The sequence below is a fragment of the Pseudomonas sp. NPDC047961 genome (genome assembly GCF_050272435.1).
Taxonomy (GTDB): Bacteria; Pseudomonadota; Gammaproteobacteria; order Pseudomonadales; family Pseudomonadaceae; genus Stutzerimonas.
This window is the reverse complement of the sequence record NZ_JBNNMD010000004.1, coordinates 93,154-115,391: the sequence shown is the minus strand read 5'-3', so window position 1 is coordinate 115,391 and position 22,238 is coordinate 93,154. Positions and strand designations below refer to the sequence as shown.

The window sequence follows — 22,238 nt, the reverse complement described above, 5'->3', positions numbered from 1 at the left end:
AGGAAACAAAAGCTCTGCTATGATCCGGGGCAATTCACCTCAGGCTGAATACATCTACAGGAGTGTCGCCATGCTCAAGCAACAGTACGCACCTACGCATACGCAGGTTGAACAGAAGGAAGTCAGCCGCGTTCTGCGCAACACCTACGGCCTGCTGGCCATCACCCTGGGCTTCAGCGCCTTCGTCGCCTACATGGCGATGCAAGCCAACGCAGCCTACCCGAACATCTTCGTGGTGCTGATCGGCTTCTACGGCCTGTTCTTCCTGACCGTGAAGCTACGCAATTCCGCGTGGGGTCTGCTTTCGACTTTCGCCTTGACCGGTTTCATGGGTTACACGCTGGGGCCGATCCTCAACATGTACCTGGGCACTGCCAACGGTGGTGAGCTGATTGCCTCGGCGCTGTCGATGACCGCTCTGGTCTTCTTTGGCCTGTCGGCGTTCGTGCTGATCACCCGTAAGGACATGAGCTTCCTTAGCGGTTTCATCACCGCCGGTTTCTTCGTCCTGCTTGGCGCGATGGTCGCTGGTTTCTTCTTCGAGATCAGTGGTCTACAGCTGGCGATCAGCGCAGGCTTCGTGCTGTTCTCTTCGGTGTGCATCCTCTACCAGACCAGCGCGATCATCCATGGCGGCGAGCGTAACTACATCATGGCCACCATCGGCCTGTACGTTTCGCTGTACAACCTGTTCATCAGCCTGCTGCAGCTGATGGGTATCATGGGTGGCGACGACTGATCAGTACCCATCGAATCAGCCCGCTTCGGCGGGCTTTTTCGTTTCTAAAGCTGGCGTATCATGTCAGGCAGTCATGCAACGGTGGCCCATGAAATTCGCAATTGCTCTGTTTTCCCCCGCCCACTCCCCCGCCTCACGCCGCGCCTTGCGTTTCACCGAGGCGGTGCTGGCGGGCGGGCATGAGGTCGTCCGGCTGTTTTTGTATCAGGATGGTGTACACAGCGCGTCGGCCAACACATTGACCGCGCAAGACGAACTGGATATCGCAGAGCAATGGCGTCAACTCATCAGTCTCCACCGGCTCGACGGTGTGGTCTGCGTCGCCGCGGGTCTGCGCCGTGGCGTACTGGATGAACAGGAAGCCAAACGCCACCAGCGCCCTGCAGCGAACCTTGCAGCGGGTTGGGAACTGTCTGGGCTCGGCCAACTGCACGAAGCCAGCCAGCATGCCGACCGCCTGGTCTGCTTTGGAGGCCACTGATGGCGCGCTCGATGCTCATCATCACGCGGCAGTCGCCCTGGTCCGGTCCTTCCGCACGCGAGGCACTGGATATCGTTCTGGCCGGCGGCGCGTTCGAATTGCCACTCGGGCTGTTGTTTCTCGATGATGGGGTGTTTCAGCTAGCGCCTGCTCAGAAGGCCACTCAGCTGCAGCAAAAGGACCTGACGGCCAATCTGCAGGCACTTCCCATGTTTGGCATCGACGCGCTGTACGCGGCCAAGCGCAGCCTCAGCGAGCGCGGGCTGGATGAGGCCACGCTGTCGCTGCCGGTAGAGTTATTGGACGATGCCGGCCTACGCGCCCTTATTAACCGCTACGACCATGTGATCACGCTCTGATGGCAACTCTCCACCTGCTTTCACACTCCCCGTTTGCAGATAGCCGCCTGGCCAGCTGCTTGCATCTGGTCACTGCCGACGATGCGCTGTTGCTTTGTGGGGATGCGGTATATGCACTGAAGGACGGCACCGCCCAGCGGAAAGCGTTGGATCTGATGCCCGAGAGCATCGCGCTGTTTGCGCTGGACGAAGACGTGACCGCCCGTGGCATCAACTCCCTGCCGTCGCGCCTGCAGCAGGTCGACTATGACGGCTTCGTCGAGCTCTGCTGTCGTTATGACCGGACCAATTCTTGGCTATGAACGGGCTGATCATCAATGGCATAAGCGTTGCTGTGGATCAGGAAGGCTTCCTGGTTGATCTTAACGATTGGAGCGAGCCGGTCGCAGCAGCACTGGCGAACGCTGAAGGGATCACCCTCCAAGCCGAACACTGGGAAATTCTCTGGGTGCTGCGCGAGTTTTATCAGGAGTTTCAGCTATCGCCCGCAACGCGTCCGCTGATCAAGTACACCGCATTGAAACTTGGCCCGGAAAAGGGCAACAGCATGCATCTGAACCGCCTATTCAAAGGCACCCCTGCCAAGCTGGCTGCAAAGCTGGCAGGCCTGCCGAAACCGAGCAATTGCATATGAGCCTGGTCACCCCTGCCGAACATCCTTTCGCCGTCTTCGTCCGCATTCTCGGCAAAGGCAAGCGCGGCGCCCGTGACTTGACCCGCGAAGAAGCGCGCGAAGCCATGGGTATGCTGCTTGACGGCAAGGCGGAAGACACGCAGCTCGGCGCCTTTCTCATGCTGTTACGGCACAAGGAAGAAAGTGCCGAAGAACTGGCAGGATTCACCGAAGCCGTGCGCGAGCGTCTGCAAGCGCCAGCAATCGCGGTGGATATTGATTGGCCAAGCTATGCCGGCAAGAAGCGTCATCTGCCCTGGTATTTGCTTGCTGCGAAATGCCTGGCACAAAACGGCATTCGGATTCTGATGCATGGAGGTGGCGCGCACACCGCAGGGCGGATGTATACCGAGCAGCAGCTCGAGCTATTAGGTATCGCTAGTTGCCACGACTGGGCTGAAACTGCCAATGCTTTGGATAAAGACAACCTCGCTTTCATGCCACTCGGTGCTTGGATGCCGGAGCTTCAGCGCATGATCGATCAGCGCAACATTCTCGGCCTGCGTTCCCCTATCCATTCGCTGGCTCGCATCCTCAATCCACTGAGTGCCCGCTGCGGACTGCAGAGCATCTTCCACCCGGGCTATCAGGCAAATCACAGGGAAGCCAGTCGGCTGCTGGGCGATACCTCAATAGTGATTAAGGGCGAAGGGGGCGAGATCGAGGTCAACCCCGATGGCGTTGCGCACCTGTACGGTACCCAGGCGGGCGAGTCTTGGGACGAAGACTGGCCGGCGCTTTCGCCGCAACGTCACGTCAAACCTGCGCAGCTCGATCCGCAGCATCTGGTTGCTGTCTGGCAAGGTGCCGAAGATGCCTACGGCGAGCTTGCAGTCGTTGCGACGATGGCCTTGGCACTCCGAGGCCTCGGCCACCCGCGTGAAGCAGCGTTCGATCAGGCTCGTGAGTTCTGGGCGCATCGGAATCTATCGACCTGAACGATTGGTTTGACCGGGCTTTACGACTCATCAATCGAGCCGTGACACCTACACTGTTTTTAATTCGAAACCGTGGAGGTGAGCATGGGACTTCTGGTTGACGGCCAGTGGCAAGACCGCTGGTACGAAAACAGTAACGATGGGGAATTCCAGCGAGAGCAGGCCCAACGGCGAGACTGGATCACCACGGACGGTTCGCCAGGGCCAGATAGCCGCCCCGCCGTTCAGGCACAAGCTGGTCGCTATCATCTCTATGTCTCGCTGGCCTGCCCCTGGGCTCATCGCACCCTGATTTATCGCAAACTGAAACAGCTCGAGCCGCTGATCGACGTTTCGGTGGTCAGCTGGCTGATGGCGGAGCACGGCTGGACATTCGACCAGCAACGGGGCTCGACTGGCGATGCGCTGGATGGCCTGAGCTATCTGCATCAGCGCTATACCGCTGATGACGCTCAGTACACCGGCCGTGTGACGGTTCCGGTGCTTTGGGATAAGCAGGAGCAACGCATCGTCAACAACGAATCGGCCGAGCTCATTCGCATCTTCAACGGCGCTTTCGATGATCTGACTGGCTCGAGGCTGGATCTCTACCCAGAGCCGCTACGTGCCGAGATCGACGTCCTCAACGAGCGCATCTATCCACGCGTCAACAATGGCGTCTACCGGGCCGGGTTTGCGTCAACGCAGAAGGCCTACGAAGCAGCATTCGATGAATTGTTCGCCGAGCTCGATTGGCTCGAACAGCGTCTCAACGAGCATCGTTACCTGACCGGCGAATACCTGACGGAGGCGGATTGGCGTCTGTTCACCACCATCGTTCGCTTCGATGCCGTCTACCACGGTCACTTCAAATGCAACTTGCGACGGATCGAGGACTATCCCAACCTTTCGAACTGGCTACGAGAGCTGTACCAGTGGCCGGGGATTGCCGAGACCGTCGACTTCACCCACATCAAGCACCACTACTACGCCAGTCACCGGCATATCAACGGCAACGGCATCGTACCCAAAGGCCCAGAGCTGTCGCTGGACCGCGCGCATGATCGGGATCGCCTGGCCGGAAAGGGCATCTGGTCGCGCTAAGGCCGCGACCGTCTCGGAGGCCGCGATAGTTACCTGTCGCGGTTCTGAGCGCCTTCGAACCAAGCAAGTTTTTCGCGTAACTGCACCACCTCGCCAATGATGACGAGCGTTGGCGCCTGCACCTGTTCGTTGGCCACTCGCTCGGCCAGGTTGGCGAGCGTTCCGGTAAACACTCGTTGATTGATCGTGGTTCCCTGCTGGACCAAGGCAGCGGGGGTATCGGCCGCGCGACCGTGTGCGATCAGCTGTTGGCAGATAACCGGCAGACCGACCAGCCCCATGTAGAACACCAGGGTCTGGCTGGGCGCGACCAGTTCTGACCACGGCAAATCGCAACTTCCATCCTTCAAATGCCCCGTCACGAAGCGTACCGACTGAGCATGATCACGATGGGTCAGCGGAATACCGGCATAGGCCGCGCAGCCACTGGCCGCGGTGATCCCGGGAACGACCTGGAACGGCACGTCGTGCGCCGCCAGCTCTTCGATCTCTTCGCCGCCTCGCCCGAATATGAACGGATCGCCACCTTTGAGCCGCAACACGCGCTTGCCTTCTTTGGCCAGGGTAACCAGCAACTGGTTGATCTGATCCTGCGGCACCGCATGCGCTGCGCGCTGTTTACCGACATAGATGCGATCGGCATCGCGCCGGCACAGGTCGAGGATAGCGGGCGCAACCAAGCGGTCGTAGAGGACCACGTCGGCCTGCTGCATCAGGCGCAGGGCACGGAAGGTCAGCAGATCAGGATCGCCCGGTCCGGCACCGACCAGATAGACCTCGCCCAGGGTTTTCGGCTCCGCACCGGACAGTTTTTCCGCCAAGAGCCGCTCGGCCTCTTGCGCCTGACCAGCGAGCGCACGCTCCGCGACGCTGCCCTGGAAGACTTCTTCCCAGAACACACGCCGCTGCTGTACGTCTGCAAATTTGGCCTTGACCTGGCTGCGGAATTTCTTCGCCAGGCCTGCCAGTTCGCCATAGACCGCTGGCACCCAGGTCTCGATGCGCGCTCGCATGAGGCGCGCCAGCACGGGAGCATCACCACCGCTGGAAACAGCGATCATCAGCGGCGAGCGATCGACAATAGCTGGAAAAATCACCGTACACAGCTGCGGCGAATCCACCACGTTGACCGGCATGCCAAGCGCCTGGGCATCTTTGGATACCTGCTCATTCAGCGGCTCGTCATCGGTCGCAGCGATCGCCAACACGCAGCCTGACAAGTCGCCAGCGAGATAACCTCGAATGATTGTCTGTCCGCCGCCTTGCGCTACCAGTTCGCTCAACTGCGCCTCTACTTCCGGGGCGACAACCCGCAGCACGGCGCCCGCTTCTGACAACAAGCGAGCCTTGCGCAGCGCAATCTCCCCACCGCCGACGACCAGTACCGGACGGCCCTTCAGATTGTGGAAAAGCGGCAAAAAATCCATGGACCCGTCCTGGTGAAAATATGAGATAGAGCCATCTCAAACCTTACGGCTGTGACGGCCCTTGTCGAGAATCAAGAGAGCCCGGATGGTCGTTCGGCCATTTCCCTGCGAAGCACATCACCCGTCTCTCTGCACCTGCGTCGGCACGCTATCGAAGGGTCAACCGATCACTTCGATACCGCCCATGTAGGGCTTGAGTGCCGCCGGCACGCGGACGCTGCCATCGGCCTGCTGGTAGTTTTCCAGCACTGCGACCAGCGTACGACCTACGGCCAGCCCGGAGCCATTCAGCGTATGGACCAGTTCGGGCTTGCCCGTTTCCGGATTGCGGTAGCGTGCCTGCATGCGGCGCGCCTGAAAGTCGCCGCAGTTGGAGCAGGAAGAGATTTCACGATACTTGTCCTGACTCGGCACCCAGACTTCGAGATCGTAGGTCTTAGTCGCACCGAAGCCCATGTCACCCGTGCACAGCGCCAAAACGCGATACGGCAGTTCCAGCAGCTGCAGTACCTTCTCGGCGTTGGCCGTCAAGCCTTCCAGCGCTTCGAACGACTGACCCGGCTCGACGATCTGAACCATTTCGACCTTGTCGAACTGGTGCTGACGGATCATCCCGCGGGTGTCACGGCCAGAAGCGCCCGCTTCGCTGCGGAAACACGGCGTATGCGCGACGAATTTCAACGGCAGCTGCTTGGCATCCAGGATTTCGCCGGCAACGATGTTGGTCAGCGAGACCTCGGCGGTGGGAATCAGATAAAGGTCAGCTTCGTTCTCACGGCTGATCTTGAACAGGTCCTCTTCGAACTTCGGAAGCTGGCCGGTGCCTTGCAGCGCCGGGGCCTGGACCAGATACGGCGTGTACGCCTCTTCGTATCCGTGCTCGCCGGTGTGCAGATCCAGCATGAACTGCGCCAGGGCGCGATGCAGACGGGCGATCGGCCCGCGCATCAGCGCAAAGCGCGCACCGGATAGCTTGGCCGCGGTCTCGAAGTCCAGCCAGCCGTGCTGCTCGCCCAATGCAACGTGGTCTTTCACTTCGAAGTCGAAGGCCTTGGGCGCACCCCAGCGACGAACTTCGACGTTCTCATCTTCATCTTTGCCCACTGGAACCGATTCGTGCGGCAGGTTCGGCAGGCTCAGCATCAACTGATCCAGCTCGCTCTGGATGCCTTCCAGCTCGACTTTTCCGGCTTCGAGTTCTGAGCCCATACGGTCGACATCAGCGAGCAACGGCGCAATGTCCTCACCACGCTGTTTGGCCTGACTGATGGATTTGGAGCGAGCGTTGCGCTCGGCCTGAAGTTGCTCGGTACGGGTCTGCACGGTCTTGCGCTGGGCTTCAAGCGCCTCGATACGCGCGACATCCAGCTGGTAGCCGCGGGTCGCGAGGCGGTCGGCCACGTCTTGCAGCTGTGTGCGTACCAGTTTCGAATCAAGCATGGTGGGTCTCGTCTATGGAAGCTTTGAGGAAAGGCCAAGAAGCGAAGTTTACTGTGATCCAGGCCAGGTTCATAACCTGCCAAGCGTAAGTCCGAGCCAAGCGGCCAACAGACCACCGAGCACACTCACGCCTATGTAACCGAAAGCTGTCGCGGGTTGGCCGCTTTCCAGCAGGCGCAAACCGTCCAGCGAGAAGCTGGAAAACGTCGTTAACGCACCGAGAAAGCCAACGATCAACCCGCTGCGCATCTCTGGGGACAGTTCGGGACGGTGCAGGAAAGAGGCGTAGAGATAGCCAATAAGCAGACAGCCAAGCAGATTCACTGCGAGGGTTGCGAAGAAAAAGTGCCTAGGCCACTGAGTGGAGACCCATGTCGAGACGCCGAATCTGATCAGCGTACCTACAACACCGCCGGCGGCCACGGCCAGAACCATGCGAATCATGTTTTTCTCCGCTGCCGCGGGCTTTGCTGATCGAGACGTGCCAGATGCTCAAGTTTGTCGCGGATTTTGCTCTCCAGACCACGCGGTACGGGGTCGTAATAGTGGCGCGGCTCTATTGCTTCTGGAAAATAGTCCTCACCCGCAGCGTAGGCGTCAGGCTCATCATGGGCGTAGCGATATTCGTTGCCGTAACCCAGCTCTTTCATCAGCCGGGTCGGCGCATTACGCAGGTGCAACGGAACCTCCGCCGAGCCGTTCTCCCGAACGTCCCGCATCGCTGCATTGAAGGCGCTGTAGACCGCGTTGCTCTTCGGTGCGCAAGCAAGGTAGACGATCGCCTGGGCGACGGCCAATTCGCCCTCCGGACTTCCCAGCCGCTCCTGCACATCCCAAGCCGACAGACAAAGGCTCAGCGCCCGAGGATCGGCATTGCCAACTTCTTCACTGGCCATACGGACCACACGCCTGGCGATGTACAGCGGATCGCAACCACCGTCGATCATTCGTGCAAACCAGTACAACGAGGCATCCGGATTCGAACCGCGGACCGACTTATGCAAAGCCGATATCTGGTCGTAGAAGGCCTCCCCCCCCTTGTCGAAGCGCCGCCGGCTGTCGCCCAGCAGATCCTGCAGCAGCTCGACGCTGATCTCGCCGCCCTCTTCGGCCAGGTCCGAGGCGTTTTCCAGCAGGTTCAATAGCCGTCGTCCATCACCATCAGCAGCTGCCATGAGGATCTGAAAACTCTCATCCGGCAGGCTCAGATGGAGGTCGCCCAATCCCTTAGACTCGGTCAACGCGCGCGTGACCAGCCTGCGTAGCGCAGCCTCGTCGAGGCTCTTGAGCACATAGACCCGGGCACGCGACAACAAGGCATTGTTAAGCTCGAACGACGGGTTTTCGGTGGTGGCACCGATGAAAATCAGCGTGCCATCTTCAACGTAGGGTAGGAAGGCGTCCTGCTGGGACTTGTTGAAGCGATGCACCTCATCAACGAACAAGATCGTACGCCGTCCGTATTGGGCCGCTTGCTGCTTTGCAATCTCCACGGCCTGGCGAATCTCCTTGACGCCCGCCAACACTGCCGAGACGGTCTCGAAGTGCGCATCAGATACTTTGGCCAACAGGCGCGCTAGGGTGGTCTTGCCGACTCCCGGCGGCCCCCAGAAGACCATTGAGTGCAACGCACCCTGCTCCAGCGCCTCACGCAACGGTTTGCCACGCGCCAATAGGTGCTCCTGCCCGACATATTCGTCAAGGCTGGCGGCGCGCAGGCGTGCGGCTAGAGGTTGAGCGACAGGTTCACGGCTGAACAGGTCCATCGGCGACGGAAGCCTCTGATGCAAACGGCCTGCGGGAAAGCAGGCCGTTTGGGTAAACGGAAAAGCAAACGCCTGTTACTCGGAGATGACGTCGGCCCCATCGGGAACTTCGAAGGTGAACAGCTCGGCCTTGAGTGGCTGGTTCAACTTGACGCCTTGAAACAGGATATTGGTGCGTTGGCCAACGCCGTCAACCATTTGCATGTCGTTGATCACGCCACCACGAAACGACAGACGAAGGCTGTCGAACAGTGTGTCCTTGGCTTTCGGCTTGAGCGTGAAATCGACCACTTCCCCCGCCTCCTGGTGCGACACCTCGAAATTCTCATTGATTGCCGATACATCGCCCGACAACAGCAATGCAGGGGTATGGGTCAAGCGCTGGTCCAGTGTCTGGATGGTGACTTGCTCGAGATCCGGGTCGTACAACCAAACTTTCTTACCGTTAGAAACCAGCAACTGCTCCATCGGTTCATCGGTATGCCAACGAAACTGGCCCGGGCGCTTGAGCGCCATTTCACCGGAGGTCTCCTGCAGCTGGGTTCCGGTGCCATCCAGAGACAGCTGGGAAAAGCGGCCGGTCAAGGTTTCAGCCTTCTGCAGCAGGCCAGTCAGGCGCTGCACTGAGGCGGCCTGGTCAGCATGAGCCGGAACAAGTGTGAACAGCAGAGCGGATGCAAACAGCGCACGAATCAATTGCATGAAGCCCTCGGCGACCTAGTCGCGGGTAGGGGGCGGCGCGAGCACTTCGCGCGAGCCGTTGGTGTTCATAGAGGTCACGACGCCCGCCATTTCCATGGATTCGATCATCCGTGCGGCGCGGTTGTAGCCGATCTTAAGCTTGCGCTGAACGGCAGAGATGGAAGCCCGGCGACTTTCAGTGACGAAGCGTACCGCCTCATCGTAAAGCGGATCGTCTTCACTGTCCTCACCGCTGCCACCCTCGCCTCCACCATCGAAGCCACTTCCCGAGTCTTCCACGCCGACCAGGATCTCTTCGATGTAATCCGGGGCCCCGCGAGCCTTCCAGGCCTCGACAACACGATGTACCTCTTCATCGGAAACGAACGCGCCATGGACCCGAATTGGCAGACCGGTTCCCGGCGGCAAGTAAAGCATGTCACCGTGTCCGAGCAGTTGCTCGGCACCGCCCTGGTCGAGAATGGTCCGCGAGTCGATTTTGCTTGATACCTGAAACGCCATACGGGTTGGAATGTTGGCCTTGATCAGGCCGGTGATCACATCAACCGACGGCCGCTGGGTCGCCAGGATTAGATGGATGCCTGCCGCCCGTGCCTTTTGGGCAATACGTGCGATCAGCTCTTCGACCTTCTTGCCGACGATCATCATCATGTCGGCGAATTCGTCTACCACGACCACAATGGTTGGCAGTTTCTTCAGCAGCGGCGCTTCGTCTTCCATGCTTTCGCGGCGATACAGCGGGTCGGTCAGCGGAGTACCCGCCTCTTCCGCTTCCTTGACCTTGCGGTTGAAGCCCGCGAGGTTACGTACGCCCATGGCCGCCATCAGCTTGTAGCGGCGCTCCATCTCCGCCACGCTCCAGCGCAGTGCGTTGGCCGCTTCCTTCATGTCAGTCACGACCGGACACAACAGGTGCGGAATGCCTTCATAGATCGACAATTCAAGCATCTTTGGGTCGATCATGATCAACCGCGCGTCTTCCGGCGTGGACTTGAAAAGAATCGACAGGATCATCGCATTTACGCCGACCGACTTACCCGAACCGGTGGTACCGGCAACCAGGAGGTGCGGCATCTTTGCCAGGTCAGCAATCACCGGCTTACCGCCGATGTCGTGGCCAAGCGCGATGGTGACTGGCGACTTGGCATCGTCGTACGGCGCGGACGACAGTACCTCCGAGAACCGAACAATTTGCCGGTCCTCGTTGGGGATCTCGATACCGACGGTAGTCTTGCCGGGGATCACCTCAACAACGCGCACGCTGATAACCGCTAGCGAGCGGGCCAGATCCTTCGCCAAGTTGGAGATGCGGCTGACCTTGACCCCGGCGGCCGGCTGGATTTCGAAACGAGTGATCACCGGGCCCGGATGAACCGACTCGACGATGACCTCGACGCCAAACTCCTTCAGCTTGATTTCCAGCAACCGCGACATGGCTTCGAGCGATTCTGGTGAGTACTGCTTCTGCTGCTTTTCCGCCACGTCCAGCAACGACAACGGCGGGACGCTGCCTTCGATTAGCGGATCAACGAACAAATTGGCCTGCTTTTCCTTCAGCACTCGCTTGCTCTGCTCGACCGGCTTGGGCGGTGCAGCTGCAGGAATCACTGGAGGCGGGCGCTTGTCGCGCTCGCTCATGTGCTTGCTCAACGACTCCTCGCGCTCGAGCAGCCGTTCCTTGACCTTGGCGCGCTCTCGGTGATCTGGGAGCGAGCCAGCGACGTCGTTTACCACATCGTCGGCTTCGCGCAGCTGCGCAACAACCTGCTTACGCTCGTTACGAGCGGACCACCAGCGGCTAAAGAAACTCTGTATCAGCTCTACCAGGTCGAGCGTAATCTTGCCGGTCAGGTCCATCACCTTGAACCATGAAAGGTCCGTAAACACCGTCAAACCGAACAGGAAGAATGCCAGCAGCAGCAGCGTGCTGCCCTGAACGTTCAGCGCGGCCTCGGCGAGCTGTCCCAGGCTTTCGCCCAAAGCGCCGCCCGCCGAAGCAGGCAAACCATCCGCAAACTGAAAGTGAATATAGGCGAGCGCAGATCCGGAAAGAATCAGAAAGACGAGCCCGATCAGCCTCCAGGAAAACAGCCACCCGTTCCAGCTCCAGGGTTGGTGCCGTGCGCGAAAGACCTGCCAGGTTTTGACGCCTAGCAACAACGGAAACAGGAAAGCAAAGTAGCCGAGCGCCATGAACAGCACATCGGCAAACCAGGCGCCGGCACGGCCGGCGGCATTCTGAACCTGCTGGACGTTGCTGGTATGCGTCCAACCAGGATCGGAGGGATCATAGGTAAGCAGCGCCATCCAGAGGTAGGCACAAAGCGCGCCGAGCGCGATCAGTGCCCCTTCTTTGAGGCGGTAATGCAACTGCTGTCGCCAGACGGAAGCTGGCGCGGTAGAGGAGGTATTCTTCAAAACGCTCTATTTCCTGCGCCCGCGGCGCGCTCTATGAACCGTAGTCAGCCTGAACCTGGACATTGTACGGGTTTGTCGATTCGATGGCATGCCGGTTCCGTGCCGGCTTGGGCTTTTGTCCGTGCTTCGGTGTAGCATAAACGCCAGTTTTTAAAACGTGACTCGACTGGAGCACGCTTCTCTATTGGTAACAAAGGCTTATGAGGGCTTTTTATGAATGAAGTCAAGCATTCACGTCTGATCATCCTCGGCTCGGGCCCGGCCGGTTATACCGCGGCCGTATACGCGGCCCGGGCCAACCTGAAACCGGTAATGATCACCGGCATTCAGCCCGGCGGCCAGCTGACCACCACCACTGAAGTCGACAACTGGCCAGGAGACGTCGAAGGTTTGACTGGCCCAGCGTTGATGGAGCGGATGCAAAAACACGCAGAGCGCTTCGACACCGAAGTCGTGTTCGACCATATCCACACAGCTGAACTGCAGCAGCGGCCCTTTATTCTCAAGGGCGATAGCGCAACGTACAGCTGTGATGCGTTGATCATCGCCACCGGAGCGTCCGCCCAGTACCTCGGCTTGCCCTCAGAGGAAGCGTTCGCCGGACGTGGCGTGTCGGCATGCGCCACCTGTGACGGGTTCTTTTACCGCAACCAGGTTGTGGCGGTGATCGGTGGCGGCAATACCGCTGTGGAAGAAGCGCTGTACCTCTCGAATATCGCCAAAGAAGTTCACTTGATCCACCGCCGCGACAAGCTTCGCTCCGAGAAGATTTTGCAGGACAAGATCATGGAGAAGGCAACCAACGGCAATATTCGACTGCATTGGAACCATACGCTGGAAGAAGTGCTTGGTGATGCGAGTGGCGTAACAGGCGTAAGACTGAAGAGCACCGAATCCGGCGACGAGCGGAACCTTGAACTGGCAGGTGTCTTCATTGCTATCGGGCACAAGCCCAACACCGATCTTTTCCAAGGCCAACTTGAGATGAGAGACGGCTACCTCGTCATCAAGGGCGGCAACGAGGGAGATGCTACCAGCACCACCATCCCAGGCGTATTTGCTGCAGGCGATGTGGCCGATCACGTTTATCGCCAAGCCATCACTTCGGCCGGCGCCGGCTGCATGGCCGCGCTCGATGCCGAAAAGTTTCTGGACCTGTAACCCTTCTCCGGGCGGATGCCCCCATCCGCCCCGTGGCTATCGATATGCTGACCTGGCTGCAGCGCGACAACCTGTCGTTCCCCCCACTCGAAAAAGCCATGCGTGAGCCCAACGGGCTTCTCGCTGCAGGAGGCGATCTATCGCCTGAACGCTTGCTGGCGGCCTACGGTCATGGCTGCTTCCCTTGGTATCAGGAAGGACAGCCACTGCTCTGGTGGTCACCCGACCCGCGCACAGTGCTCTATCCCGAAGAGCTGCATGTCGCCCGCAGCCTGCGCAAGAAGTTACGGCAAGGAACATTCAGCATCACCTTCGACCAAGCGTTTCGAGACGTCATCGAAGGTTGTGCCGGCCCGCGCAACTACACTGACGGCACATGGATCACCATGCCGATGCAAGACGCTTATTTGGAGCTGCATCGGCTCGGCATCGCTCACTCAGTCGAAGTCTGGCAAGACGAACGGTTGGTCGGCGGCCTCTATGGCCTCGCAATGGGTCAACTATTCTTCGGCGAATCGATGTTCAGCCGTACGACCGACGCATCCAAGGCGGGATTTGTGGCACTAGTGGAACGTCTCAGAGACTGGGGATTCAAACTGATTGACTGCCAGATGCACACGCAACACCTGGCCAGTTTCGGCGCGAGACCCGTACCCAGGCAAACCTTCGCCAATACGCTCGCCAGCTATCTGGATGAACCCAGTACAGCCCGATGGGAGTCCTAGTCGACGAAGCCAAGCTGACCTACACTGACTTCAAGATTTTCGAGAGCTGACCATGACTTCACTGGCTCGTCTCAAGTTCTACGCCACCCAGCCTCACGCCTGCAGCTACCTGCCCGACGAACAGGCCACCACGCTCTTCCTCGACCCCAGCCAGCCGATGGACGTACAGGTGTACGCAGAGCTGTCCGAAATGGGCTTCCGCCGCAGCGGCGACCACCTCTACCGCCCGCATTGTCAACGCTGCACAGCATGCATCCCTGCGCGGATACCGGCCGACGGGTTACAGCTCAATCGGCAGCAGAAACGCATCCTCAAGCGCAACGCCGACCTGACTGTGAGCGACGTCCGCCCTTCGTTCAGCGAAGAGTACTACGCGCTCTACGCAAACTATATCGAACAGCGCCATGCAGACGGCGACATGTACCCGCCAAGCAGAGACCAGTTCCATACCTTCCTGGTGCGTGATCTGCCCTTTTCTCGCTTTTACGAGTTCCGCCTGGAAGGCCGCCTGCTCGCTCTGGCAGTGACCGACCTGCTGCCCAATGGGCTGTCCGCCGTTTACACCTTTTACGACCCCAGCGAGGAACGCCGTAGCCTTGGTCGCTTCGCGATTCTCTGGCAGGTTGGTGAAGCTGCCCGCCTCGGGCTGAAAGCAATCTACCTAGGCTACTGGATCAAAAACTGCCGTAAAATGAACTACAAAACCGAATATAGGCCGATTGAACTGTTGGTTAACCAGCGCTGGATAACTCTAACCTGAGCCCTTGGCTCTCGGGGCCCTTTCAGGCACAATACTTGCCGCTTTTACCCGGGCATTCTTCGTACCGGGTCTATCATTGGACACCGAGGGTTTTACTGAATGTCGAAAGAAGACAGCTTCGAAATGGAAGGTACTGTCGTCGACACCCTGCCTAACACCATGTTTCGTGTGGAGTTGGAAAATGGGCACGTCGTTACTGCGCACATCTCCGGAAAGATGCGCAAGAACTACATCCGGATTCTTACCGGTGACAAGGTTCGTGTGGAACTTACGCCTTACGACCTGAGCAAAGGCCGCATCACCTACCGCGCCCGCTGACAGGACGCGAGCATGAACGCCCGGCATAGTCCGGGCTTTTTTGTTTGTGCTCATACCACGACCTTGATCATCTCAATCGACAGAATGCAAAACGCTGGGTAGCTCCAGCTTTGCGCTTCGCCATCTTGATCAGAAAAAAACGCCCGACTATGCCGGGCGTTTTTTTGTTTCCATCACCTCAATGCGTTAAGCCAACTCAGCAGACGTCTCAAAGTCAAAGTAGGGCTCGCCATCACGAATATCGATGTGCACGACACCGCCGTGTTCGGCCAGTTCACCGAACAGGATCTCCTCAGCTAGTGGCCGCTTGATCTTGTCCTGAATCAGCCGAGCCATTGGTCGCGCCCCCATTTGCACGTCGTAGCCGCGCTCAGCCAACCATCCGCGTGCCGCATCGGACACTTCGAGCGTGACATGCTTGTCCTCGAGCTGCGTCTGTAGCTCGATGAGGAATTTGTCAACGATGCTCTTGATGACCTCATGGCTAAGACGGCCGAACTGGATGATCGTATCCAGACGGTTGCGGAACTCAGGCGTGAAGCTCTTCTTGATCACTTCCATGGCGTCGGAAGCGTGATCCTGATGTGTAAAGCCAATGGACGCTCGTGCAGCAGTCTCCGCGCCCGCATTAGTGGTCATGATCACGATCACGTTACGGAAATCAGCTTTACGGCCGTTGTTATCCGTCAACGTGCCATGGTCCATGACCTGAAGCAGCAGGTTGAAAACCTCTGGATGCGCTTTCTCGATCTCATCAAGCAGCAATACGCAATGCGGCTGTTTTGTGATGGCCTCTGTCAGCAACCCACCCTGGTCGAAACCGACATAGCCAGGCGGCGCGCCGATGAGTCGAGATACGGTATGCCGCTCCATGTACTCGGACATATCGAAGCGTACTAACTCGATCCCAAGAGCCCGCGCCAACTGGCGGGCAGCTTCTGTTTTACCCACACCGGTGGGACCAGCGAAGAGAAACGAACCTACTGGCTTGTCTGGAGCTTTGAGCCCTGCCCGTGACAGCTTGATTGCCGTCGCCAGAGAGTCGATTGCGTCATCCTGACCAAACACCGTCAGCTTCAAGTCGCGCTCCAGGTTTCGCAGCAGCTCCTTGTCTGATGTACTTACATGCTTGGGGGGAATGCGAGCGATCTTCGCTACGATATCCTCGACCTGCTCGACTTCGATTCGAGCGACGCGCTTGTCCTCGGGCTGAAGCCGCTGATAAGCGCCCGCTTCATCGATGACATCGATGGCCTTGTCAGGCATATGACGATCATTGATGTAGCGGGACGCAAGCTCTGCCGCAGCGCGGAGAGACTCATCGCTGTATTCGATGTTGTGGTGCTGCTCGAATCGACCCTTCAACCCACGCAAGATGCCAATGGTGTCTTCAACCGATGGCTCGGACACATCGACCTTCTGGAAGCGCCGCGCCAGTGCACGGTCCTTCTCGAAGATGCCGCGAAATTCCTGGAAGGTAGTCGAGCCAATGCATCTGATCTCGCCAGAAGACAGCAACGGCTTGAGAAGATTGGACGCGTCCATTACCCCGCCAGAGGCCGCGCCTGCACCGATAATGGTGTGAATTTCGTCTATGAACAGGACAGCTTGCGGACGCTTGCGAAGCTCGTTCAACAGCGCCTTGAAGCGCTTCTCGAAATCACCGCGATATTTTGTACCAGCGAGCAAAGCCCCCAGATCAAGCGAATAAACGACGCTGTTGGCGAGCAGCTCGGGCACCTGGTTATCTACGATACGCTTGGCCAGGCCCTCGGCAATCGCAGTCTTGCCCACACCAGCCTCACCAACGAGCAACGGGTTGTTCTTGCGACGGCGAGCCAAAATCTGCGCGACCCGCTCGACCTCATGTTCACGCCCAACCAATGGGTCGATACGGCCTTGACGCGCCAGATCATTCAAATTGCTTGCATAGGCATCGAGTGGATTTCCGGCTGCGGACGAATCGCCGCCCTCCTCATCTTGCATTTCCCCGTCGCTTTCAGGATTGCCGTTGTTACCAGGCACCTTGGAAATGCCGTGAGCAATGTAATTGACGACGTCAATGCGGGCGACATTCTGCTGCTTGAGCAAAAACACCGCCTGGCTTTCCTGCTCACTGAAAATCGCAACCAGCACATTGGCGCCTGTGACCTCACGCTTGCCCGAGCTTTGAACGTGGAACACCGCCCGCTGCAATACTCGCTGGAAGCCTAGGGTCGGCTGGGTTTCGCGCTCGTCATCGTGCTGCGGAATCAGAGGCGTAGTGGAGTCGATGAACTCCTGTAGGTCATGACGCAGTTTATCGAGGCTGGCTCCGCAGGCGCGCAACACCGTTGCGGCCGCTTCATTGTCCAGCAGGGCTAGCAGAAGGTGCTCAACCGTCATGAACTCATGACGCTTGGTACGTGCCTCCTTGAAAGCCAGATTCAGAGTGACTTCGAGCTCACGGTTCAACATAGCTTTCACCTCTTACCCAGCAGTCGGGTTAACCGTCCTTCTCGATCTCACAAAGCAAAGGATGCTGGCATTCTCTTGCATATTGATTGACCTGCATTGCTTTGGTTTCAGCGACGTCGCGAGTGTAGACGCCACAAACGGCCCGCCCTTCGGTATGAACCGCCAGCATGATCTTGGTGGCTAGCTCCCGATTGTGATTGAAAATTCCTTCCAGCACCTCCACGACGAAATCCATCGGCGTGTAGTCATCATTAAACATGACAACTTTGAACATCGGTGGTGCCTTCAGCTGCGGCTTGGCTTCTTCGACCGCCAGGCCAGAGGAGTCGTCGTCCGATGGCTTCGGACGATCTTGATTGAATACTAGTCGAATCTCTGGAAATGCACGCATGCGTATAACAGTTCTAGATCGGGGCGCCGAGGCCGGGTAAATAGAAGGGCTTCACAGCCACCTGACGAGTCGCCTTGACTATCGGCAAAACGATGATACAAACAGTATGTGCCACAACGGCAACGGGCTGCGCATGTGGGCCATGTGCTGCATCAGCGCGGAATGAAATGGATGTTACTCCAGTGATGGACTCCTTTGCAGAGGGATAACAGCATGCTAAGCGGTAAGGTCAAGTGGTTCAACAACGCTAAAGGCTATGGATTTATCGTAGCAGACGGCGGCGATGAGGACCTGTTCGCCCACTACTCTGCCATTCAAATGGAAGGGTACAGAACTCTGAAAGCTGGGCAAGCGGTCATGTTCGACATACTGCAAGGTCCCAAGGGCCTGCACGCAACCAACATTCGGTCGCTGCAGACCACTGCGGAGGCGGTTGCACCTGCCTCACAGGGCTCGACCGTAGACGCCTGATGCCAGGCAACAAAAAGGCCGATCATTGATCGGCCTTTTTTGTGTTGCTCCCTCAAAACTACATGTGGGAGATCATGGCATCACCGAACTCCGAGCAGGACATCAGCTTGGCTCCGTCCATCAGACGCTCGAAATCGTATGTCACCGTCTTGGCAGCGATAGCGCTTTCGGTCGATTTGATGATCAGGTCAGCTGCTTCCACCCAACCCATGTGACGTAACATCATTTCCGCCGAAAGGATCAACGACCCTGGGTTGACCTTGTCCTGCCCCGCATACTTCGGCGCCGTGCCGTGCGTGGCCTCGAACATCGCAACTGTGTCCGAGAGATTCGCCCCCGGAGCAATACCGATGCCACCCACTTCAGCCGCTAGAGCATCTGACAGGTAGTCACCGTTCAGATTAAGTGTGGCGATCACATCGTACTCGGCAGGGCGCAGCAGAATCTGCTGAAGCATCGCGTCAGCAATGGCGTCCTTAACGACAATGTTCTTGCCTGTATTAGGGTTTTTGAACTGCATCCATGGACCGCCGTCCAGCAACTCTGCACCGAACTCGTCGCGCGCCACCTCGTAGCCCCATTCTTTGAATGCGCCTTCGGTGAACTTCATGATGTTGCCCTTGTGGACAATGGTCACTGACCTGCGATCATTGTCGACTGCGTATTGCAGCGCCTTGCGCACCAGACGCTTCGTCCCTTCCAGAGAAACCGGCTTGATGCCTATGCCGCAATTTTCAGTGAAGCGGATCTTCTTGACACCCATCTCTTCAGTAAGAAACTTGATAACCTTTTCGCACTCAGGCGACCCGGCCTTCCACTCTACCCCTGCGTAGATGTCTTCAGAATTCTCACGGAAGATAACCATATCGACGTCTGCGGGCTTCTTCACCGGGCTGGGTACGCCTGTGAACCAGCGTACGGGGCGCTGACAGACATAGAGATCAAGCTCTTGGCGTAGCGCAACGTTCAGCGAGCGAATGCCACCGCCGACCGGGGTGGTCAGAGGGCCCTTGATCGACACCACAAAATCGCGCACGACCTCCAGCGTCTCCTTGGGCAGCCAGGTATCCTGGTCATACACCTGCGTCGCCTTCTCGCCCGCATAGATTTCCATCCAAGCGATCTTGCGCTCACCGCCGTAAGCCTTCTCTACGGCAGCATCGACTACCTTGATCATCACTGGGCTAATGTCCACGCCAATACCGTCACCTTCTATATAAGGAATGATCGGATTGTTGGGTACGTTCAGGGTGTTATCGGTATTGACGGTGATTTTGTCACCGCTGGCAGGCACCTGGATCTTTTGGTATCCCATGCTGGACTCCGTTTTTGTGGTTAAACATTAAACAGTGGTCATCTTCGAAGAGTAACCCAGTTGAATCGGCCTAAACCATATGTTCGTTCGTCGTATGGCCAGGGCATTCTTTGACAACGGGCGGCAGTGATATACTGCTTAGGTGACTAACGAGTCATGAGAGGCAGCTAATCTCCGACGAGATCCTCGCCCCTGAACCGCCAGGCTGCCAACCGCAGCCGGTCGGTCAAATACTCAACACTCCAGTGGTGCTGCATCCAACATCATCGCGGCGAACCTCGAAACTGGCACGGCTAACGCAGCCAGGGCGCCTACCTGCGCACATCGAAGTTCTGTGCACGCTCAGCAAGAGAGAGTCAACTCTACATGTCCACCCGCTCGAAGATTATCTATACCTTCACCGACGAAGCCCCGGCGCTGGCCACCTATTCGCTTCTGCCCATTGTAGAAGCCTTTGCCGCCTCCGCTGATATAGCCGTCGAAACACGTGACATCTCTCTCGCAGGGCGCATCCTTGCAAGCTTTTCCGATCAGCTGGGTGCCGACAAAGCGGTTGAAGATGACCTGGCCAAGCTTGCCGAGCTGACTAATCAGCCGGACGCCAACATCATTAAGCTCCCCAACATCAGCGCTTCCGTGCCTCAACTCAAGGCGGCCATCGCTGAACTGCAAGCATTGGGTTATGGCATTCCCAATTTTCCAGAAGACCCGCAGACGGAAGCTGACAAAGAAGTGCGTGCGCGTTACGGCAAGGTGCTCGGTAGCGCCGTTAACCCGGTTCTGCGCGAAGGCAACTCGGACCGACGCGCCCCCGCAGCGGTAAAAGCATTTGCTCGCAAGCATCCGCACTCGATGGGCAAGTGGAGCAAGGCGTCGCAGTCGCATGCGGACTACATGCGCGGCGGCGATTTCTTCTCCAGCGAACAGTCCATCACCATGGCAGCAGCCGGTGATGTGCGCATCGAGTTTGTCGGCAAAGATGGCAAGGTTGAAGTCAAGAAGCAGCTCGCCTTGCAGGAAGGCGAAGTGCTCGACGGCATGTTCATGAGCTGCAACAAGCTGCGTGAGTTTTTCGAGCAAACGCTGCAGGACTGCAAAGAAACCGGCGTTATGTGGTCCCTGCATGTCAAGGCGACCATGATGAAAATCTCGCACCCGATCGTCTTCGGCCACGCCGTTAGCGTTTACTACAAGGACGTCTTCGACAAGTACGGCGAGCTGTTCAAAGAACTGGGCGTCAATCCGAACAATGGCATCAGCAGCGTCTATGACAAGATCAAGTCGCTGCCCGACTCCCAGCAGGAAGAGATCCTTCACGACATCCACGCCTGCTACGCCGAGCGTCCTGAAATGGCGATGGTGGATTCTGTCAAGGGCATCACAAACCTGCACATTCCGAGCGATGTGATCGTTGATGCGTCCATGCCCGCCATGATCCGCAACTCGGGTCAGATGTGGGGCAAAGACGGAAAGCAGAAAGACACCAAGGCGGTGATGCCAGAGAGCACCTATGCCCGCATCTATCAGGAGATGATCAACTTCTGTAAGACCAACGGTGCGTTCGATCCGGTAACCATGGGCAGCGTACCGAACGTCGGCCTGATGGCGCAGAAGGCCGAAGAGTACGGCTCCCATGACAAGACCTTCGAAATGCAAGCTGACGGCACCATGCGCGTCGTGCTGGCCGATGGCGCCGTGCTGATGCAGCACGAAGTGGAGAAAGGTGACATCTGGCGCGCGTGCCAAACCAAGGACGCGCCGATTCGCGACTGGGTCAAGCTGGCCGTTACCCGCGCGCGCCAATCGGGCACGCCGACCATCTTCTGGCTTGACCCAGAGCGCGCGCACGATCGTGAACTGCAGAAGAAGGTTGAAGCCTATCTGCAGGAGCATGACCTGAGCGGGCTAGACATTCGCATCATGGGCTACAACGAAGCCATCCGCGTGAGCATGGAGCGCTTGATTCGTGGCCAGGACACCATTTCCGTGACCGGCAACGTGCTGCGCGATTACCTGACCGACCTGTTCCCGATCATGGAACTCGGCACCTCGGCAAAGATGCTGTCGATCGTTCCCCTGATGGCAGGCGGTGGCATGTACGAGACCGGCGCCGGTGGGTCCGCACCCAAGCATGTCCAGCAGTTGATCGAAGAAAACCACCTCCGCTGGGACTCGCTCGGTGAGTTCCTGGCGTTGGCCGTGTCGCTGGAAGAGACGGGCATCAAGACCGACAACGTCAAAGCCAAACTGCTGGGCAGAACGCTGGATGCTGCAACCGGCAAGCTGCTCGACAACAACAAGTCGCCCTCTCGTCGTACCGGTGAGCTGGACAACCGCGGCAGCCACTTCTACCTGGCGCTGTACTGGGCGCAGGAGCTAGCAGCACAAACCGACGATACTCAACTGCAGGCCCGTTTCGCGCCCCTGGCGAAGCAGCTACAAGACAACGAGCAAGCCATTCTCGCTGAACTGGCCGAGGTTCAGGGCAAGCCCGTGGAGATCGGCGGCTATTACCGCTCCAATCCTGAGCTGACCAGCAAAGCGATGCGTCCTAGCGCAACGTTCAACGCCGCGCTAGCCGCCCTGGCTTGATCTTCGCTGGCGGTACTGCTTC

At 58.2% G+C, this 22,238-nt stretch carries 22 protein-coding genes; 13 read left to right on the top strand and 9 right to left on the bottom strand.

All coding sequences use genetic code 11. The annotated features are described in order from the left end of the window. Positions 1-70: 70 nt before the first annotated feature. The 7 genes from ACQKIK_RS14920 (at position 71) to ACQKIK_RS14890 (ending at position 4,273) form a co-directional block, all read left to right on the top strand. Entirely contained in the window at positions 71-739 is a 669-nt protein-coding gene (locus ACQKIK_RS14920) for a Bax inhibitor-1/YccA family protein (RefSeq protein WP_045426571.1), read from the top strand. 88 nt (positions 740-827) lie between these two features. Further along, entirely contained in the window at positions 828-1,220 is a 393-nt protein-coding gene (gene tusD, locus ACQKIK_RS14915) for a sulfurtransferase complex subunit TusD (RefSeq protein WP_084797709.1), read from the top strand. After that, positions 1,220-1,579, top strand: coding sequence for a sulfurtransferase complex subunit TusC (gene tusC, locus ACQKIK_RS14910; RefSeq protein ID WP_046163635.1), 360 nt, complete (start codon positions 1,220-1,222; stop codon positions 1,577-1,579). The genes tusD and tusC overlap by 1 nt, the downstream gene beginning before the upstream one ends. Continuing rightward, the gene (gene tusB / locus ACQKIK_RS14905) at positions 1,579-1,881 is read left to right on the top strand and encodes a sulfurtransferase complex subunit TusB (RefSeq protein ID WP_046163634.1); all 303 of its coding nucleotides are present in this window, start codon (positions 1,579-1,581) and stop codon (positions 1,879-1,881) included. Before tusC ends, tusB begins: the two co-directional genes overlap by 1 nt. Continuing rightward, positions 1,878-2,213, top strand: coding sequence for a TusE/DsrC/DsvC family sulfur relay protein (locus ACQKIK_RS14900; RefSeq protein WP_499136730.1), 336 nt, complete (start codon positions 1,878-1,880; stop codon positions 2,211-2,213). The genes tusB and ACQKIK_RS14900 overlap by 4 nt, the downstream gene beginning before the upstream one ends. Continuing rightward, positions 2,210-3,190, top strand: a complete 981-nt coding sequence (locus tag ACQKIK_RS14895) for a glycosyl transferase family protein (RefSeq protein ID WP_499136491.1) — start codon at positions 2,210-2,212, stop codon at positions 3,188-3,190. The genes ACQKIK_RS14900 and ACQKIK_RS14895 overlap by 4 nt, the downstream gene beginning before the upstream one ends. A gap of 84 nt (positions 3,191-3,274) precedes the next feature. Then, entirely contained in the window at positions 3,275-4,273 is a 999-nt protein-coding gene (locus tag ACQKIK_RS14890; RefSeq protein ID WP_499136490.1) for a glutathione S-transferase family protein, read from the top strand. A 29-nt stretch (positions 4,274-4,302) separates the two neighbouring features. Here the strand turns inward: ACQKIK_RS14890 and cysG are convergent, their stop codons facing one another. The 6 genes from cysG to ftsK all read right to left on the bottom strand — a co-directional run bounded on the left by cysG (position 4,303) and on the right by ftsK (position 12,026). Then, positions 4,303-5,700 carry a siroheme synthase CysG gene (gene cysG / locus ACQKIK_RS14885; RefSeq protein WP_127839502.1) on the bottom strand — a complete coding sequence of 466 codons (1,398 nt, stop codon included), beginning with the start codon at positions 5,698-5,700 and terminating at the stop codon, positions 4,303-4,305. 159 nt (positions 5,701-5,859) lie between these two features. After that, on the bottom strand, positions 5,860-7,140 hold the full coding sequence (gene serS, locus ACQKIK_RS14880) for a serine--tRNA ligase (protein WP_499136488.1): 1,281 nt from the start codon (positions 7,138-7,140) through the stop codon (positions 5,860-5,862). Positions 7,141-7,209: 69 nt separating this feature from the next. Further along, a complete protein-coding gene (gene crcB / locus ACQKIK_RS14875) occupies positions 7,210-7,584 on the bottom strand; it encodes a fluoride efflux transporter CrcB (RefSeq protein WP_046163628.1) in 375 nt (124 codons plus the stop codon). Next, positions 7,581-8,906, bottom strand: coding sequence for a replication-associated recombination protein A (locus ACQKIK_RS14870; protein ID WP_127839505.1), 1,326 nt, complete (start codon positions 8,904-8,906; stop codon positions 7,581-7,583). Before ACQKIK_RS14870 ends, crcB begins: the two co-directional genes overlap by 4 nt. Positions 8,907-8,981: 75 nt before the next feature. Beyond that, positions 8,982-9,608, bottom strand: coding sequence for an outer membrane lipoprotein periplasmic chaperone LolA (gene lolA / locus ACQKIK_RS14865; protein ID WP_046163626.1), 627 nt, complete (start codon positions 9,606-9,608; stop codon positions 8,982-8,984). Positions 9,609-9,623: 15 nt separating this feature from the next. Further along, positions 9,624-12,026: a DNA translocase FtsK gene (gene ftsK / locus ACQKIK_RS14860; RefSeq protein WP_196766705.1), complete on the bottom strand. Its 2,403-nt coding sequence runs from the start codon at positions 12,024-12,026 to the stop codon at positions 9,624-9,626. Positions 12,027-12,239: 213 nt separating this feature from the next. On the opposite strand from ftsK, the gene trxB reads away from it, so the two are divergent. The 4 genes from trxB to infA all read left to right on the top strand — a co-directional run bounded on the left by trxB (position 12,240) and on the right by infA (position 14,990). Then, positions 12,240-13,187 carry a thioredoxin-disulfide reductase gene (trxB, locus tag ACQKIK_RS14855; protein ID WP_499136487.1) on the top strand — a complete coding sequence of 316 codons (948 nt, stop codon included), beginning with the start codon at positions 12,240-12,242 and terminating at the stop codon, positions 13,185-13,187. 44 nt (positions 13,188-13,231) lie between these two features. After that, on the top strand, positions 13,232-13,912 hold the full coding sequence (gene aat, locus ACQKIK_RS14850) for a leucyl/phenylalanyl-tRNA--protein transferase (RefSeq protein WP_499136486.1): 681 nt from the start codon (positions 13,232-13,234) through the stop codon (positions 13,910-13,912). Between the two features lie 52 nt (positions 13,913-13,964). After that, the gene (locus ACQKIK_RS14845; protein ID WP_046163623.1) at positions 13,965-14,672 is read left to right on the top strand and encodes an arginyltransferase; all 708 of its coding nucleotides are present in this window, start codon (positions 13,965-13,967) and stop codon (positions 14,670-14,672) included. A 99-nt stretch (positions 14,673-14,771) separates the two neighbouring features. Beyond that, complete coding sequence (infA, locus tag ACQKIK_RS14840; protein ID WP_002553999.1) at positions 14,772-14,990, top strand: translation initiation factor IF-1; 219 nt, start codon at positions 14,772-14,774, stop codon at positions 14,988-14,990. A 186-nt stretch (positions 14,991-15,176) separates the two neighbouring features. Here the strand turns inward: infA and clpA are convergent, their stop codons facing one another. Beyond that, a complete protein-coding gene (gene clpA / locus ACQKIK_RS14835; protein WP_064482491.1) occupies positions 15,177-17,447 on the bottom strand; it encodes an ATP-dependent Clp protease ATP-binding subunit ClpA in 2,271 nt (756 codons plus the stop codon). 28 nt (positions 17,448-17,475) lie between these two features. Continuing rightward, positions 17,476-17,838, bottom strand: coding sequence for an ATP-dependent Clp protease adapter ClpS (clpS, locus tag ACQKIK_RS14830; protein WP_046163622.1), 363 nt, complete (start codon positions 17,836-17,838; stop codon positions 17,476-17,478). Between the two features lie 213 nt (positions 17,839-18,051). Here clpS and cspD point away from each other — a divergent pair, with 213 nt between their 5' ends. After that, positions 18,052-18,309, top strand: a complete 258-nt coding sequence (cspD, locus tag ACQKIK_RS14825) for a cold shock domain-containing protein CspD (RefSeq protein WP_045426519.1) — start codon at positions 18,052-18,054, stop codon at positions 18,307-18,309. A 58-nt stretch (positions 18,310-18,367) separates the two neighbouring features. Here the strand turns inward: cspD and icd are convergent, their stop codons facing one another. Beyond that, positions 18,368-19,624, bottom strand: a complete 1,257-nt coding sequence (icd, locus tag ACQKIK_RS14820; RefSeq protein WP_128121199.1) for an NADP-dependent isocitrate dehydrogenase — start codon at positions 19,622-19,624, stop codon at positions 18,368-18,370. Between the two features lie 366 nt (positions 19,625-19,990). Here icd and ACQKIK_RS14815 point away from each other — a divergent pair, with 366 nt between their 5' ends. Beyond that, positions 19,991-22,216, top strand: a complete 2,226-nt coding sequence (locus ACQKIK_RS14815; protein WP_499136485.1) for an NADP-dependent isocitrate dehydrogenase — start codon at positions 19,991-19,993, stop codon at positions 22,214-22,216. The last annotated feature ends 22 nt before the right edge of the window (positions 22,217-22,238 follow it).

Coding starts and splice junctions, on each gene's coding strand:
- ACQKIK_RS14920 (WP_045426571.1), top strand. CDS start 71: ATGCTCAAGCAACAGTACGCACCTACGCATACGCAGGTTGAACAGAAG.
- tusD (WP_084797709.1), top strand. CDS start 828: ATGAAATTCGCAATTGCTCTGTTTTCCCCCGCCCACTCCCCCGCCTCA.
- tusC (WP_046163635.1), top strand. CDS start 1,220: ATGGCGCGCTCGATGCTCATCATCACGCGGCAGTCGCCCTGGTCCGGT.
- tusB (WP_046163634.1), top strand. CDS start 1,579: ATGGCAACTCTCCACCTGCTTTCACACTCCCCGTTTGCAGATAGCCGC.
- ACQKIK_RS14900 (WP_499136730.1), top strand. CDS start 1,878: ATGAACGGGCTGATCATCAATGGCATAAGCGTTGCTGTGGATCAGGAA.
- ACQKIK_RS14895 (WP_499136491.1), top strand. CDS start 2,210: ATGAGCCTGGTCACCCCTGCCGAACATCCTTTCGCCGTCTTCGTCCGC.
- ACQKIK_RS14890 (WP_499136490.1), top strand. CDS start 3,275: ATGGGACTTCTGGTTGACGGCCAGTGGCAAGACCGCTGGTACGAAAAC.
- cysG (WP_127839502.1), bottom strand. CDS start 5,700: ATGGATTTTTTGCCGCTTTTCCACAATCTGAAGGGCCGTCCGGTACTG.
- serS (WP_499136488.1), bottom strand. CDS start 7,140: ATGCTTGATTCGAAACTGGTACGCACACAGCTGCAAGACGTGGCCGAC.
- crcB (WP_046163628.1), bottom strand. CDS start 7,584: ATGATTCGCATGGTTCTGGCCGTGGCCGCCGGCGGTGTTGTAGGTACG.
- ACQKIK_RS14870 (WP_127839505.1), bottom strand. CDS start 8,906: ATGGACCTGTTCAGCCGTGAACCTGTCGCTCAACCTCTAGCCGCACGC.
- lolA (WP_046163626.1), bottom strand. CDS start 9,608: ATGCAATTGATTCGTGCGCTGTTTGCATCCGCTCTGCTGTTCACACTT.
- trxB (WP_499136487.1), top strand. CDS start 12,240: ATGAATGAAGTCAAGCATTCACGTCTGATCATCCTCGGCTCGGGCCCG.
- aat (WP_499136486.1), top strand. CDS start 13,232: ATGCTGACCTGGCTGCAGCGCGACAACCTGTCGTTCCCCCCACTCGAA.
- ACQKIK_RS14845 (WP_046163623.1), top strand. CDS start 13,965: ATGACTTCACTGGCTCGTCTCAAGTTCTACGCCACCCAGCCTCACGCC.
- infA (WP_002553999.1), top strand. CDS start 14,772: ATGTCGAAAGAAGACAGCTTCGAAATGGAAGGTACTGTCGTCGACACC.
- clpA (WP_064482491.1), bottom strand. CDS start 17,447: ATGTTGAACCGTGAGCTCGAAGTCACTCTGAATCTGGCTTTCAAGGAG.
- clpS (WP_046163622.1), bottom strand. CDS start 17,838: ATGCGTGCATTTCCAGAGATTCGACTAGTATTCAATCAAGATCGTCCG.
- cspD (WP_045426519.1), top strand. CDS start 18,052: ATGCTAAGCGGTAAGGTCAAGTGGTTCAACAACGCTAAAGGCTATGGA.
- icd (WP_128121199.1), bottom strand. CDS start 19,624: ATGGGATACCAAAAGATCCAGGTGCCTGCCAGCGGTGACAAAATCACC.
- ACQKIK_RS14815 (WP_499136485.1), top strand. CDS start 19,991: ATGTCCACCCGCTCGAAGATTATCTATACCTTCACCGACGAAGCCCCG.